Annotated in this window: 9 protein-coding genes; 6 read left to right on the top strand and 3 right to left on the bottom strand. The window is 72.1% G+C overall.

Going from position 1 to position 13245, the window contains the following annotated elements:
• Positions 1 to 560: 560 nt before the first annotated feature.
• Positions 561 to 1667, top strand: a complete 1107-nt coding sequence (gene trpS, locus ACH4S9_RS40280) for a tryptophan--tRNA ligase (RefSeq protein WP_398376670.1) — start codon at positions 561 to 563, stop codon at positions 1665 to 1667.
• Positions 1668 to 1706: 39 nt separating this feature from the next.
• On the opposite strand, the gene proC is transcribed toward trpS, so the two are convergent.
• Positions 1707 to 2516 carry a pyrroline-5-carboxylate reductase gene (proC, locus tag ACH4S9_RS40275; RefSeq protein ID WP_311727216.1) on the bottom strand — a complete coding sequence of 270 codons (810 nt, stop codon included), beginning with the start codon at positions 2514 to 2516 and terminating at the stop codon, positions 1707 to 1709.
• Between the two features lie 305 nt (positions 2517 to 2821).
• Here proC and ACH4S9_RS40270 point away from each other — a divergent pair, with 305 nt between their 5' ends.
• Both ACH4S9_RS40270 and ACH4S9_RS40265 read left to right on the top strand, forming a co-directional pair.
• Positions 2822 to 3211 carry a hypothetical protein gene (locus tag ACH4S9_RS40270; RefSeq protein WP_385351230.1) on the top strand — a complete coding sequence of 130 codons (390 nt, stop codon included), beginning with the start codon at positions 2822 to 2824 and terminating at the stop codon, positions 3209 to 3211.
• A gap of 163 nt (positions 3212 to 3374) precedes the next feature.
• Positions 3375 to 4961, top strand: a complete 1587-nt coding sequence (locus ACH4S9_RS40265; protein ID WP_398376669.1) for a SulP family inorganic anion transporter — start codon at positions 3375 to 3377, stop codon at positions 4959 to 4961.
• Positions 4962 to 5077: 116 nt separating this feature from the next.
• Here the strand turns inward: ACH4S9_RS40265 and ACH4S9_RS40260 are convergent, their stop codons facing one another.
• Positions 5078 to 5332, bottom strand: coding sequence for a hypothetical protein (locus tag ACH4S9_RS40260; RefSeq protein ID WP_311727213.1), 255 nt, complete (start codon positions 5330 to 5332; stop codon positions 5078 to 5080).
• A 254-nt stretch (positions 5333 to 5586) separates the two neighbouring features.
• Between ACH4S9_RS40260 and ACH4S9_RS40255 the strand changes: the two genes are divergently transcribed.
• Entirely contained in the window at positions 5587 to 7905 is a 2319-nt protein-coding gene (locus tag ACH4S9_RS40255) for a PQQ-binding-like beta-propeller repeat protein (RefSeq protein WP_398376668.1), read from the top strand.
• 20 nt (positions 7906 to 7925) lie between these two features.
• Here the strand turns inward: ACH4S9_RS40255 and ACH4S9_RS40250 are convergent, their stop codons facing one another.
• Positions 7926 to 8255, bottom strand: coding sequence for an SH3 domain-containing protein (locus ACH4S9_RS40250; protein WP_398376675.1), 330 nt, complete (start codon positions 8253 to 8255; stop codon positions 7926 to 7928).
• Between the two features lie 154 nt (positions 8256 to 8409).
• On the opposite strand from ACH4S9_RS40250, the gene ACH4S9_RS40245 reads away from it, so the two are divergent.
• Both ACH4S9_RS40245 and ACH4S9_RS40240 read left to right on the top strand, forming a co-directional pair.
• On the top strand, positions 8410 to 10860 hold the full coding sequence (locus ACH4S9_RS40245; RefSeq protein WP_398376667.1) for a PQQ-binding-like beta-propeller repeat protein: 2451 nt from the start codon (positions 8410 to 8412) through the stop codon (positions 10858 to 10860).
• Between the two features lie 153 nt (positions 10861 to 11013).
• The gene (locus ACH4S9_RS40240) at positions 11014 to 13170 is read left to right on the top strand and encodes a protein kinase (protein ID WP_398376666.1); all 2157 of its coding nucleotides are present in this window, start codon (positions 11014 to 11016) and stop codon (positions 13168 to 13170) included.
• Positions 13171 to 13245: the final 75 nt, after the last annotated feature.

The raw sequence follows: 13245 nt of genomic DNA, 5'->3' as shown, positions 1-13245 counted from the left end.
CTTTGAAACCGTTTCACCGGTTTCTCCGGGCGCTTCCCTTCGGTGTTTCCAACCTTACCAGATCCGTTTTCCGGTCCGTTCCCGGTCCGAATTCCGTTTCCGGCCCCCTGTTGGAGCGGGGTTTTTCGCGCCTTCCGGCGTGTTCACTACTTTAGCGGATTTCCTCCGGGGCTCATAATCGAGCTCCGGGGACAGAATTCCGGGCACGCCGAAATCCATCCCGATGAGGGGCCGTGCTGCAGTGGTTTGCCGCCGGTGCGGCGCGAGTGGCTGTCGAAGAACCGCTACGGCTCCGTGACAACTCGAAGGACTGTACACGACGCTCCGATGACGATCAACCACGCGGCCCCGTGGTCATTCGGGCCCCGAGGGAGTACGGTCCGGAGCCATGACTACGCGTGCGCGCAGTAAGCAGTGGTGGCCCGTCTGACCGGCGGCCCACTCAGCGCGCATCGCATCCACACGGCCGCCGCTCCGGCGGCCGTTCATGTGTCCCGTCCCGCACACAAGTCGGCTCTCCGGTCCGCGGCGGTCCCGACCTGACGGGAAGCGGCACAGACATGGCGATCGCACAGGCACAGGCACAGGCACAGGCGAAGACACAGACACCCGCACAGACGCGCTCACGCAGGCGGATCTTCAGTGGGGTCAAACCCACCGGCCATCTGACGCTCGGGAACTACCTCGGAGCCGTGCGGCGGTGGGTCCAGGAGGACCAGCACGGCGCCGATGCGCTCTTCTCCGTCGTCGATCTGCACGCTCTCACCGTGGAGCACGATCCGGCCCGGCTGCGGAGACTCAGTCGGCAGGCGGCCACGCTGATGCTGGCCTCGGGGCTGGACCCGGACCGGTGCACGCTGTTCGTGCAGAGCCATGTGGACGAGCACGCACGGCTGTCGTACCTGATGGAGTGCACGGCCACGGACGGCGAGATGCGGCGGATGATCCAGTACAAGGAGAAGACCGCGCGGGAGCGGGCGGGCGGCGGCAGCGTACGGCTGTCGCTGCTCACCTACCCGGCGCTGATGGCCGCCGACATCCTCGCGTACGGCACGGACGAGGTGCCGGTCGGGGACGACCAGGCGCAGCATGTGGAGCTGGCCCGGGTGCTGGCGCAGCGGTTCAACCAGCGATACGGGGCGGTCTTCACCGTGCCCCGGATGACGCGTCCGCCGGTCGCCGCCCGGGTCATGGATCTACAGGACCCGACCTCGAAGATGGGCAAGTCGCACGCCGAGACGGCGGGCATCGTCTATCTCCTCGATGAGGAGGACACGGTCCGCAGGAAGGTGATGCGGGCGGTGACGGACAGCGGGAGCGAGGTCGTGTACGACCGGGAGGCCCAGCCCGGGGTGGCCAATCTGCTGGAGATTCTCGCGGCCTGTATGGATGGCTTGGATGGCGCAGATGGCACGGATGGCACGGATGGCAAGGCGCCGGAGGAGCTGGCCGGTGAGTACTCGTCGTACGGGGCGCTGAAGAAGGACACGGCCGAGGCGGTGGTGGAGCTGCTGCGGCCGATCCGGGCCCGCCACGCGGAGCTGTGCGCCGACCCGTCGTATGTGGACGGGGTGCTGCGGGCGGGGGCGGAGCGGGCGCGCGGGCTGGCGCGGCCGCGGGTGGACGCCGCGTACGAGGCGGTGGGGCTGCTGCCGTCGGCCGGCTGAGCCCCTCCCACCCCGCCGATCCGGACCCCTCGGCTGTTCTCAGCCGTTGCCGGAGGCGAGCTCGCGGCTGCGGTCGCGGGCCGCCTCCAGGGCGGCGATCAGCGCGGCGCGCACGCCGTGGCTCTCCAGCTCGCGGATGGCGCTGATGGTGGTGCCCGCCGGCGAGGTCACCGCCTCGCGCAGCTTGACCGGGTGCTCTCCGCTGTCGCGCAGCATCACGGCCGCGCCGATCGCCGCCTGGACGATCAGGTCATGGGCCTTGTCGCGGGGCAGGCCCAGCAGGATGCCGGCGTCGGTCATCGCCTCGACGAGGAAGTAGAAGTAGGCGGGGCCGGAGCCGGAGAGGGCGGTCGCGGCGTCCTGCTGGGTCTCGGGGACGCGCAGGGTCTTGCCGACGCCGCCGAAGATCGCCTCCGCGTGTGCCAGGTGTTCCTCGGTGGCGTGGCTGCCGGGCGAGATGACCGACATGGCCTCGTCGACCAGGGCGGGGGTGTTGGTCATGACCCGGATGACCGGGGTGCCGGCGGCCAGGCGCGCCTCGAAGAACGCGGTCGGGATGCCGGCCGCGCCGGAGATCACCAGCCGGTCGACGGGGACGTGCGGGGCGAGCTCGTCGAGCAGGGCGCCCATGTCCTGCGGCTTGACGGTGAGGATGAGGGTGTCGGCGATCTTGGCGGCCTCGGCGTTGGAGACGACCTCGACGCCGTAGCGGGTCCGCAGCTCTTCGGCGCGCTCCGCGCGGCGGGCCGTGACCAGCAGGTCGGACGGGGACCAGCCGCTGCGGATCATTCCGCTGAGCAGGGCCTCGCCGATCTTTCCCGTGCCGAGCACGGCGACCTTCTCCGTCATGGTGCGGCTCACCTCGCGAGTTGCTGTGTGGAGCTGTTGTGCAGAGCTGTGTGAAGGGATGGGGACGTACGGGGCCATCCTCGCACCGGGGCGGGGTAGGTGTGTGGAGTGTCCAGGTGGCGGTACGGGGAGCCCGGCGCGTCGGGGGGTCGCCTCCGCGCGGGCGTCCGCCGGGGTAATCGGAGCTGACCGCTCCTGTTAGATGACTCCGCGTTCACAGATCGGTTACATAGCGACTTGCAAATGGTCACGATCCTTTGGACATAATGGAGTTCGGTGTCCAACTCGTGACCAGAGGGGGGGCGATGGTGAGGACCGTCGGGCATGCCGGCCGTGTGCTGTTCGCCGCGGTGTCTGTACTGCTCGCCCTCTTCATCGCCGCCGATTGCGCATCTGCGCAGGTCACCCACCCGCAGAGGATGGTCACCGCTCCCGTGGCCGAGTCCCGTCCGGCCGTCAAGGTCACCCCGTTCGCGCATCGCGACGCCGGGGCCGACGACTGCAAGGGGCTGCGCGGCGCACGGGCACCACTGACCGCGCCCACCACCACCGGCAAATCCGGATGTGTGTGCGGTTGCGACGCGGGCCGCCTGGAGCCGCGCTCCACGGCCGTCGCGCCTCTCACGGGACGGCAGGCCGTCCCCGTGTCGAGATCAGGCGAGCTGCCGGTCTCCCTCCAGATCTTCCGCTGCTGAGAAGCGCACCGCCCGCAGTGGCGGTCGACCACGCTCTCTCAGCTCATTCAGCCGGCGAACTCATCAGCTAGCGACCGATTCCATCGATCCCAACTGACGCAGCGCTATGCCGCGCCCGCGCCTGCCCATGTGCCGGTGCCGGGGCGCACTGGAGGCAACCCTCATGCCATTTCAAAAGACTCTTCTCAACCGTTTCCGCGGGGCGGGAGGCACCGACGGCTCGTCCGCCGGTGCCGGGACCTTCCGCGCCGACTTCACCGCGTCTCTCGTCGTCTTCCTGGTCGCCGTGCCCTTGTGCGTGGGCGTGGCGGTCGCCTCGGGTGTCCCGGCCGAGCTCGGCCTGATCACCGGCATCGTCGGCGGCCTGATCACCGGTCTTCTGCCCGGCAGCAGCCTTCAGGTCAGCGGACCGGCGGCCGGTCTGACGGTGCTCGTCTACGAGGCGGTGCAGGAATACGGCCTCGCGGCGCTCGGCGTCCTGGTCCTCGTCTCCGGGCTGCTCCAGCTGGCGATGGGCGCGCTGCGCCTGGGCCGCTGGTTCCGTGCGATCTCCGTCGCGGTCGTCCAGGGCATGCTCGCGGGCATCGGCCTCGTACTGATCGCCGGACAGCTGTACGCGCTCGCCGACACCAAGGCGCCGAGCAGCGGCCTGGGCAAGCTGGGCGGGCTGCCCGGTCTCGTCGTCGACGTGGCCGGGTCGAGCGCGGCGCTCAAGGCGGTGGCCATCGGCGCGGGCACGATCGCGGTGCTGGTGTTCTGGCCGCGCTGGAAGCGGGGCGCGCGGGTGCTGCCCGCTCCGCTGGCGGCGGTCGCGCTCGCCACGGTGGCCACGGTGGGGATGGACCTGCCGGTCGCGCGGGTCGAGGTGAAGGGTCTGCTGGACGCCGTGCAGCCGCCCGGCGGCGGTGAGTTCGCGCAGCTCGCGGAGATCGGCGTGCTCGGGACCGTGCTCGCCTTCACGCTGATCGCGTCGGCCGAGAGCCTGTTCTCCGCGGCGGCCGTGGACCGGCTGCACGACGGCCCGCGGACCGACTACGACAAGGAGCTCATGGCGCAGGGCGCGGGCAACGCGGTGTGCGGCGCGCTGGGTGCCCTGCCGATGACCGCGGTGATCGTCCGGAGCGCCGCCAATGTGCAGGCGGGCGCCAGGACGAAGGCCTCGCGGGTGCTGCACGGCGTGTGGCTGCTGGTCTTCGCGGTGCTGTTCCCCTCGGCGCTCGGCGTCATCCCGGTCGCGGCGCTGGCGGGTGTGCTGGTGCACGCGGGCTGGAAGCTGATCCCGGTCAAGGACCTGGGACCGCTGTGGCGTACGCACCGGGGCGAGGCCGTGGTGCTGATGGTGACCGCGACCGCGATCGTGGTGACCAATATGTTCGAGGGCGTGATCATCGGCCTGCTGATGGCGGTCGCCAAGTCGGCCTGGGAGACCTCGCATGTGCATGTCGAGGTGGCCGGGCTGAAGGGCGCGCCGGAGGACCACCCCGTACGCGTACAGGTGCTGGGCAACGCCACCTTCCTGCGGCTGCCCAAGCTGCTCGACGAGCTGGAGGCGCTGCCCCGCAAGCGCGAGGTGCGGCTGGATCTGAGCGGGCTGCGGCATGTGGACCACGCGTGTGAGATGGCGCTGGCCACCTGGGCCGAGCGGCACAACGCGGTGGTCAGCCGCGGCACCGAGAGCGGGCCCAGCAACTCCGGTGCGTCGGATTCGGCCGACACCGAGGACGCCGCCGACGAGCGAGCCCTGGCCTAGCCGCCGCGGCAACACGGAGGGGACAGACAAGGCCGACACGGTCGGTGCGGGCCCCCGACGCTCTGTGCGCCGGGGGCCCGCACCATGTGGTCCTCGGGGACGGCGGGCGCCCGGTGTCACTCGATCGCTTGCTTCCGCTTCTCCAGCGTCTCGATGGACAGCCGGGCCTGGGTCAGCTCGTCGAGGGTGCGGCGGTGCAGCTCCAGGTTGTCCTCCATGAGCTTCGCGTACTTCGTCGCCAGCTCCTTGTACTGCTCCTCGCGCGCGCTCAGCATCCGGGCCCGCCACGTCGCCGCGATCTGCCAGACGACCACGATGAGGAGCACGAAGACGCCCCCCGCGCCGACCACTCCTGCGGCTTCGCCGTTCATTCGGAAGTCTCCTTGAGAGGTTTCGCCCACGCTCGATACTCATCACGCTGGCAGCGCCGTGGACGCGCGTCAAAGGAAACCGGCAGACCTCGGGGGCGGTTGGGGGTGCGTCAGGGGTGACTCAGGGTTTTCCCCGACGGCCCGGAGGCCCGGGCCAGAGCGCCCTGCCGCCCGTACTGACCGCCCTTTAGGCTGAGGCAGCTTCATACGTACGTCATGGCACGTGCCGACGGGCACATGGGGAGGGGTGCGCGGTGCCGCTGAGCGCCGGTGATCCGAAGACCATAGGCGACTACCGGCTGCTGGACCGGCTCGGATCCGGCGGCATGGGCGTCGTCTATCTGGCGCATTCGGCCTCGGGTCGGCAGGTCGCGGTCAAGGTGGTGCACGCGCAGTTCGCCGAGGACGAGGAGTTCCGCACCCGCTTCCGCCAGGAGGTCGCGGCGGCGCGGCGGGTGAGCGGCGCGTTCACCGCCCCCGTCGTGGACGCCGACCCCGACGCCGAGCGCCCCTGGATGGCGACCCTGTACGTACCGGGGTCGACGCTGTCCGAGCGGCTGACCGAACACGGCCCGCTGAACGCCGCGGAGCTGCGGCAGCTGGCGCTGGGCCTGGCCGAGGCGCTGCACGACATCCATCGGGTGGGGGTCGTCCACCGCGACCTCAAGCCCGCCAATGTGCTGATGGCGGAGGACGGTCCGCGCGTCATCGACTTCGGGATCTCCCGGGCGGCGGACAACCAGGTGCTGACGGTGACCGGACGGGTCATGGGGACGCCTCCCTTCATGTCGCCCGAGCAGCTGAGCAGGCCCCGTGAGGTGACCGGCGCCTCGGACGTTTTCTCGCTCGGCACGCTGCTGGTGTACGCGGCGACCGGCAAGGGGCCCTTCGACGGCGAGAGCCCCTATCTGACGGCATATCAGGTGGTGCACGAGCCGCCCACGCTGGACGAGGTCGCACCGCCGCTGTACGGCATCGTCGAGCGCTGCCTGGCCAAGTCCCCCGATGACCGGCCCGGGATCGGCGAGCTGCTGCGGATGCTGGACGAGCTGCCGAGCAAGGGGGATGTGCGCACCGTGGGCGGCGGCTCCGCGAAGAAGAACGGGAGCGCCGACGGGGACGGGAAGAAGAAGGGGAAGGGGAAGGGGAAGGGGAAGGGGAAGGGGAAGGGGAACGGAGAGGGGAAGGCGGGGGCGGACCAGGGCACCTGGCCGACGTGGAGCGGCGTCCGGCGGCGCCGCCCCGTGCTCGCCGCCATCGTCGCCGCCGGGGCGCTGGCCCTCGGCGGCGGCGCCTTCGCGCTGTACACGCCCGGCGACGACGGTGGCGACGGGGTGCGTACGAGCGGCCATCCGGCCGACGCGCCTCGGGAGATCCCGCTCCCCCAGGGCTGGCGGCCGTGGCAGCTGCCCCTCCCCGAGGCCGCGAACTCCGGGCGGGCGGCGGGCGAACTCGCGGACTTCGGCAGCGAAGTCGGCGCCAGCTGCGTACGGCAGGAGACCAAGCTCTACTGCGGTGGCACCGGTTTCCCGACGACCCGCGTGGACGCGCTCACGGGGCGCGTCGACTGGACCACCGACGCGCTGGCCAACAGCAGCCTCTCCGGGACCGGCTCGGAGCCGATCGGGATGCGCGGCGGGCTGGTCTTCGTCCACGACAGCCCGTCGGACACGACGCTCCGGCTGCTCGCCCTGGACGCGGAGTCCGGTGACAAGAAGTGGGCGCGGGAGGTCAGTTCCAGCACCGATTCGGCGCTCTTCGACAGACTGATCCTGTCCAGCGCCTCCGACGACCGGTCCCTGATCGCCCGGGACGCGGCGACCGGCGAGACCCGGTGGGCGTACCAGGTGCCCCAGGGCCAGCAGTGCGGAGCCATCGTGTACGGGAACGCGCCGTACGGCCTGTGCTGGGACGACAACGAGGAGGAGGTCCTGTGGTCCACCCTCGTGCGGCTGGACAAGCGCGACGGCTCCGCCACCGAGCTGGCCCGGCTGAAGGACACCCAGGACGGTCTGGGGGTCGACGGTGACGACCTGCTGATCCTCCCGTTGGTGTCCGACGCCGAGGGCGACCGGTACCCCTATCTCCTCCGGCTGGACACCCGCACCGGGAAGCAGCGGCGAGTCCCGCTCCCGGACGCCGCGCAGGGCACGGGGGCGCTGGTCGACGGCCGGCTGTTCTTCGTCCAGGAAAGCGGCCGGGTCACGGCGGTGGACGCCGACAGCGGCAAGCAGCTGTGGAGCCGGCAGACGACAGTGGAGCGGCTGGGCAGGCCGATGGTCTCGGCCGCCGAGGACACCGTGTATCTGTGCAGCGGCAGCGGGCGGCTGTTGGCGCTGCACCTGCGGACGGGCGAGGAGCTGTGGCAGTCCGCGCCGCGCAGCGAGTACAGCGGGTCGGGCATCAGCCCCGTTCTGCCGCAGCTGCTCCGGGTGGGCGGCGCGATCGTGGCGGTGTCGAGCGACGGAACGCTCTTCTCGGTCGACCCGCGCCACCCGGAGGCCAAGCCCGCGGACTCCGCCAAGGCGACGAAGTCCGCGGCGTCCACCGCGTCCACGACCGCGCGGCCCTGACGGCTCCGACCCCGGTCGTGTCAGCCGCAGACGACGGTGACGAAGCCGTCGCTGCCGGTCTTCACATACGCGTCGGAGACGTACTGCCCCGGCGCGATGCTGTCCCAGATGTCCGAGGTGCCGTACGGGCCCGTGACCTTCTGCCCGCGGCGCTGGCAGCGGATCGGGACGCGGGTGTTGTAGGGCAGCACCTTGATCAGCTTGCTGGTCGTGCTGGGTCCGCTGCGGACGTTCACCTGGTAGCCGGGCGCGATCGGATAGGTGACCGTCGTCGCCTCGGCCGTCTCCACCTCGACCGTTCCCGCCTCAACCGTCCCAGCCTGAACGGTTTCCATCTCTTCCGTGGCCATCAGCCCACCCCCGTCGAACTTCATTCCGATCTTGTGCATATCTTGTGCACATGTCGCGTTACGTGACACGACCAGCGGAGGCTAACAGGGCTCGCACGTGTCATCGACTAGGCTCGCCGAGTCGCGACTGCGGCCGAATTCACGGGGGTGGGGAATGCCGCCGGTGCGCAGAGCCGGGACGGGCCCGGAAGCGGAGGATCCGGAGTACGCCGGTCAGTACCGGCTCGAGGCGCCTCTCGGCTCCGGCGGCATGGGCGTGGTGCACCTGGCGCGTTCGGCCTCGGGGCGGCGCCTCGCGGTGAAGGTCATCCATGCGGAGTTCTCCGAAGACCCCGAGTTCCGGGCGCGGTTCCGGCAGGAGGTGGCGGCCGCCCGGCGGGTCAGCGGGGCGTTCACCGCGCCCGTCGTGGACGCCGACCCGGACGGCGAGCGGCCCTGGATGGCCACCCTCTACATCCCCGGCCCCACCCTCGCCGAACACGTCAAGCGGAGCGGCCCGCTGCCCACCGGCGACATGGTGCGGCTGGCCGCCGGACTCTCGGAGGCGCTGCGCGACATCCACCGCGCGGGCGTGGTGCACCGCGATCTGAAGCCGAGCAATGTGCTGCTCGCCGCGGACGGGCCGAAGGTCATCGACTTCGGCATCTCGCGCCCGTCGGACAGCGAACTGCGCACGGAGACGGGCAAGCTGATCGGCACGCCGCCGTTCATGGCGCCCGAGCAGTTCCAGCGGCCGCGCCATGTGGGGCCCGCGGCCGATGTGTTCGCACTCGGGTCGGTGCTGGTGCACGCGGCGACCGGGCGCGGGCCGTTCGAGTCCGAGAGCCCGTACATCGTGGCCTACCAGGTGGTGCACGACGAGGCCGATCTGGCGGGCGTGCCGCACGTACTGCTGCCGCTCATACAGTGCTGCCTGGCCAAGGACCCGGACGAACGGCCCACGCCGGACGCCCTGATGACGGTCCTGCGCGCCATCGGCGGCCCCCATCCGCCCGCCCTGCGCGGGCCGCTCCCGCGCGTACCGGCCCAGCGCGGGCGTGGCACGGGCCCGCTGTGGGGCGATGACGACGACGGTGGCCCGTACGACGAGCGGGACCCGGCCCCCGAGGCGGGTCCGGACGCGGACCCTCAAACGGAAGCGGAGGGGGAAGCGGAGGCGGCTACGGCTGCGGAGGCCGAAGCCGAGCCCGATGTCGAGGACGAGGACGAGGACAAGGACAAGGACAAGGATGGTCCGGCCGGTGCCGACGACCGCGCCCGGTACGGCGGGCCGGACGCGGACACCCGGATCAGGGACGGCTCGGCCCACGGTGAGGCAGGGCGACGGCGGAGCCGAACGGCGCGGCGGTGGGTCGCCGTCGGGGTGCTGGCCGCCGTGATGCTCGGCGCGGGCACGGTCTGGGCGCTACAGCGGGACCACGGCGGACGGCGCTCGGCGCACGGCCAGCCGGCCGGCGCCACGAAGGCGGCGGCCTGGCGGCCGTGGAAGGGCACGCTGTCGGCCGAAGCATCCGGCGCGGAAGGCGAGGGCATCCGGGCGGCGTTCTGCTCACACGGAGACGGCGCGCTGTACTGCGCCGGGCGCGGCGTCGAGGCCGCCCGCCTCGACCCGGCCGACGGCGAGGTGGTGTGGTCGCGCCCGGCCACGGCGAGCCGCCCCGACGACGGCACGCCGACCGCCCCCGCGCTCTCCGGCGGCCTGGTCCAGGTGGTGTCGCCGGACGGGACGCGGCTGCGGGCGCTCGACCCGAAGACGGGGCACGTCCGTTGGAGCCGTGACGTCGCCTCGTACCAGGGCCGGGTCTACCCCTCGGGCGACACCGTGCTGATGGTCGCGGCGGACGGTGTGGTCACGGCGGTCAGCGGGGCCACGAACAAGCGGCGCTGGAGTCACACCGTCCCCGGCCACACCCGCCCGGCCTTCGTCTCGTACGGCGACGGCCGCACCGCCTACGCGCTCACCGCGTCGGCCGACGGCTCCCACACGCTGGTCACGGCGATCGACGCGGAGCGCGGCACGGTCCGCTGGAAGCGGTCGTTCAGCGGCAATCTCACCCCGGCGGGGACGAGTTCGGCCGGTACGAGTTCGGCCGGTACGAGTTCGGCCGGTACGGATTCGGCGGAGGTCCTGTACCTCACCGGCGCCGACGAGCAGACCCGCACCGCCGAGGTCGTCCGGTACGACCCGGCGCGCCACGCCGAGCACCGGGTCGCGCTGGCCGCGCCGGTCTCCTCGACCAGCGTGGCGGTGCGCGGCGACACGGTCTATCTGCTGTGCTCCGACGGCGGTCTGGTGGCGGTCGACCCGCGCCGTACGGATCCGGCCACGGCGCAGCGCTGGCGGCTGGAGACCTCGGTGGGCAATGCGTCGCCGCTGGTGGCGGCGGGCGACCGGCTGTACTTCTCGGCGGCCGACGGGCGGCTGCTCGCCGTGGACGCGGTGCGGGGCGAGGTGCTGGGGCAGACCCCGCCGCGTACGGGCAAGGCCGGGAAGAGCTATCTGGAGTTGGTGCCCGCGCCGGTGGCGGCGGACGGCAAGGTGTTCGGATCGGCGCCGGACGGCACGGTCTTCGGGGTGGCGGGACGGGACCCGGCCCGCTGGTGAAGACCCCGGTTACGCCGCGGCGCACGCGGTTAAAGTGATGCCGCACTGTGTGCCGGCCGGGCCTGCCCCGGCCGTGAGTTGGTCCGGCCGGGGCTCGATCCGGCCCGGCTTCCGGGCGGTTGGTGCGCGCCGGACACGACCTGGAGAAGACGGATGGCACTGCGCGCAGGGGATCCGGAGTCCATCGGCGGCTACACGCTGGAGCGCCGGCTGGGGGCCGGCGGGATGGGCACCGTGTATCTGGCTCGGTCGGAGTCGGGGCGGCGGATCGCGCTGAAGGTCGTCCACCAGCAGTTCGCCGATGACGACGAGTTCCGGGTGCGGTTCCGTCAGGAGGTGGCGGCGGCGCGGCGGGTGAGCGGGGCGTTCACCGCGGCGGTCGTGGACGCCGACCCCGAGGCCGAGCGCCCCTGGATGGCCACCTCGTATGTGTCGGGCCCCACCCTCTCGGAGCGGATCGGTGCGGGCGGCCCGCTGCGCGGCGAGGAGTTACGGAAGCTGGCGATCGGGCTCGCCGAGGCGCTGCGCGACATCCACCGGGTGGGCGTGGTCCACCGGGACCTCAAGCCCGCGAACATCGTGCTGTCGGACGAGGGCCCGCGCGTCATCGACTTCGGCATCTCGCGGGCGGCGGACCACCAGACGCTCACCATGACGGGGCGGGTGATGGGCACGCCGCCCTTCATGTCCCCGGAGCAGTTGCGGACCCCGCGCGAGGTCGGCCCGGAGTCGGACGTCTTCTCGCTGGCGGCGGTGCTGGTGTTCGCGGTCACGAGCCATGGCCCGTTCGCCGCGGACAGTCCGTACATCGTCGCGTATCAGGTCGTGCACGAGCAGCCGTCGTTGGACGAGGTGGCGGAACCGCTGCGGGGCTTGATCGCGGACTGCCTCGCCAAGGACCCGGCGGCCCGGCCGGGGATCGACCGGCTGCTGGAGCGGCTGCGGGCGCTGCCCGCCGCGGACTACACCGGCATCGGTACCGCGAAGGGAACCACCAAAGGAACCGCGAAAGGCGGCGCGAAGGGCGCCGCCGCGAGCACCCTGACGGAGAGCCGCCGGGCGCGCTGGGTGCGGGGAGCGCTGGTCGCGAGCGGCTTGGCCGCCGCCCTGGCCGGGACCGTCCTCGCGGCGCTGACCGCCTTCCGCCCCGGCACCCCGGGCGATGACGACGACGGGCCCGTCCCGGTGGCCGCCGCCTCGCTCCCGTCCGGCTGGCGGCCCTGGGACCGTGAACTCCCCTCTTCGTCCCTCGGTCCGGCCGTCGACGACCCGCGGTACGACAGTCGCTGCCTGGTGTCCGACGGCGACCTGTACTGCGGGGCGAGCGGGGTTCCCGTCACCCGGCTGAACGCCGCCACGGGGCGCACCGTGTGGCGCCATCCGGCCGGCGAGCCGACCGCCGAACTCGTCGGGGTGTCCGAGGGACTGGTGCACGCCGCGGTCCAGTTCGACAGCGGCCGGCAGCGGCTGGAGGCATACCGGACCGGGGACGGCGAGCGGGTGTGGCGGACCGACATCGGCGACACCGCCCAGGGCGCCACGTTCGCCAGGGGCCGCGGCCATGCCGTCCTCACCCAGAGCTGGGACGACGAGACGTTCCAGGCGGTCGACGCGCGCACCGGCGACATCCGCTGGACGCGCCGGATCAGCAAGAGCCTGAGCTGCCAGCCGAACGTCCTGGGCGGCCGCCCCTACGCCAAGTGCCACCCTGTGGACGATCCGTCACTCGAGCAGATCGAGATCTACGCCCTCGACCCCGGCTCGGGCAAGCCGAAGCGGATCGTCTCCCGCGCCACCCGGCTGGACTCGCTCGGCGTGGGGTCGGGCAAGCTGATCTACCTGGAGGGCGGGAAGGAAGACGACAGCTACACCGCCGTCCTGTCGATCGACCCGGACAGCGGGGCCGTCCGGCGCGCGCCGCTGCCCTCGGGCCTCCACTCGCTTCAGCTGAAGGTCTCCCTGGCGGGCGACACGATGTTCTTCATCCGGCAGAACGGCGAGGTCATGGCGGTCACGACCGGCGGCAAGCGGCTGTGGACCAAGGCCACGCAGGTGGAGTGGCTGACCGGCGCCGCCGTCTCGTCCCGGCGCGGCGCCGTGTATCTCGCCACCGCCAGCGGCCGGGTGGTCGCCCTGGCGCTGGCCGGGGGCCGGGAGCTGTGGCGGGGGGAGGCGCGTACGGATCCGGGCGGGGCGCCGGCCGATGTGATGCTGATCGGCGACGCGCTGTACGGGGTGTACGGGTACGACAGCCTGTCGGTCTTCAGCCAGGACGTCACCAAGCACCCGCTCACCGAAGAGCGGGACTGAGCTGACTGCCCCGGAGAAGCGGGGCCGGGCAAAGGAAACGGCCGAGGCGGCCCCCGGACGGCTCGCGTCGCGTCC

The sequence above is a fragment of the Streptomyces sp. NPDC021225 genome (genome assembly GCF_044332865.1).
Taxonomy (GTDB): Bacteria; Actinomycetota; Actinomycetes; order Streptomycetales; family Streptomycetaceae; genus Streptomyces.
Note: the sequence above shows the minus strand (reverse complement) of the source record. Positions and strands in the feature narration are given on the sequence as shown.